Below are 1,386 nucleotides of genomic sequence, written 5' to 3'. Positions count from 1 at the left end.
CTTATATGGGCGCCTCCCGGATCGCAAGAACTCGTGTGTGTGACGCTTTAGGAGGCAGGGCTGCAGTCTTATATCCGGCCTGATGTGCAAGCTGATATGCCTGCCGGCCCTGATGGTTTTCGCTGACGAGGTTCCCATCTGATCAACGAGCTTGATGCTCTTGTTCCCTATCGGAGTGTCCCCGTCCCGGTCCGACCTGTCTGTCCCATCACACGCGTGGTCGCTTGCTCTCCTTCAGAAGCGTTGTTCTTGCATCTTCGTCAGCCCGCGGCCTGCCAAGCCCCGGGGCGCCAAGCTAGACCTCGGGCCAGCACTGCCCAGATCGTTCGCGCCAGCTTGTTCGCCACGGCAGCGACGGCCACGCTGTAGGGTCGGCGCTGCAACAGAGCGGTCAGCCATGGCCATGTCGGGCCATCCTTGGCTCTGATCACGACGGCTCGAGCACCATGCATAAGGAGTGTTCGCAGGTAGGCATCACCACGCTTGCTGATGCCGAGCTGCCTGACCCGCCCGCCCGTACCGGTCTGACGAGGAACAAGTCCGACCCAGGCGGCAAACTCCCGAGCATCTTTGAACGCCGCCGGCGTCCCCATACTGGCGACCACGGCAGTAGCGGTAAGAAGACCTATGCCGGGAATTTCGGCGACAGCCTTGCAGGCTGGCAGCTCTCGCATTTGCTGCGTGAGCCGTCGCTCAATGAGACCGATGTCTGCCTGCAGTTGCTGAACTCTCCTGAGCTGCTCGTCCAAGCTGTCCATGAGCATCGCTGGCAGCCGCGTCTTCGCATCGCATATAGCGTCGGGTAATGCCTTGAGCAGCGCCGCGTGACCTTCCGGCAGCACGACTCCAAACTCATAGAGAAGCCCCCTAAGCTCATTGGTCTGCATGATGCGCGTCTTCATGAGTTGCGCGCGCAGCCGGTGCAGCGACAGCACGATCTGCTGGGCCTCGGTCTTAACAGGAACGAAACGCATGCCTGGCTGCTGGCATGCCGTCCAGATCGCTTGGGCGTCCGCAGCATCGGTCTTGTTGCGCTGCACGAACGGACGCACCTTCCTGGGCGAGATCAGTCGCACCTCGTGACCAAACTCGATCAAAGCACGGGCCCAGTCGTGCGCCCCGCCGCACGCTTCCATCACGACCAGCGCAGCAGTACGGTTGGCAAACCATTCGAGCATCCTTGCGCGCTTCACCTGCAAGCGCTCGATGCAGCCGGTATCCATGTCGACCCAGTGCAGCTGAAACACCTTCTTGGCAATGTCGACGGCAATGACGGTTCGTTCCATGATGGCCTCCATTCGATGTTGACGGTGGGACGCTCACTCTGACACTGCCGAGGTGTCGTGCCTAGCAGTAGTAGGAGGGAGGCGCCCATACCATCTGATC

The 1,386-nt window shown here is 61.0% G+C and carries 1 protein-coding gene; it reads right to left on the bottom strand.

Features of this window, described 5'->3' with window-relative positions:
• Positions 1-260 precede the first annotated feature (260 nt).
• Positions 261-1,286 (bottom strand): IS110 family RNA-guided transposase, encoded by a 1,026-nt coding sequence (locus tag AC1DF3_RS36860; protein WP_478142793.1) that lies wholly within the window; start codon positions 1,284-1,286, stop codon positions 261-263.
• Positions 1,287-1,386: the final 100 nt, after the last annotated feature.

This window comes from Variovorax sp. 10N432 (assembly GCF_056394465.1).
The sequence above is the reverse complement of the archived record's forward strand: the minus strand, read 5'-3'. Positions and strand labels throughout refer to the sequence as shown.

Bases quoted from the DNA above. Each gene is read 5' to 3' on its own strand.
- AC1DF3_RS36860 (WP_478142793.1), bottom strand. From the start codon at position 1,286: ATGGAACGAACCGTCATTGCCGTCGACATTGCCAAGAAGGTGTTTCAG.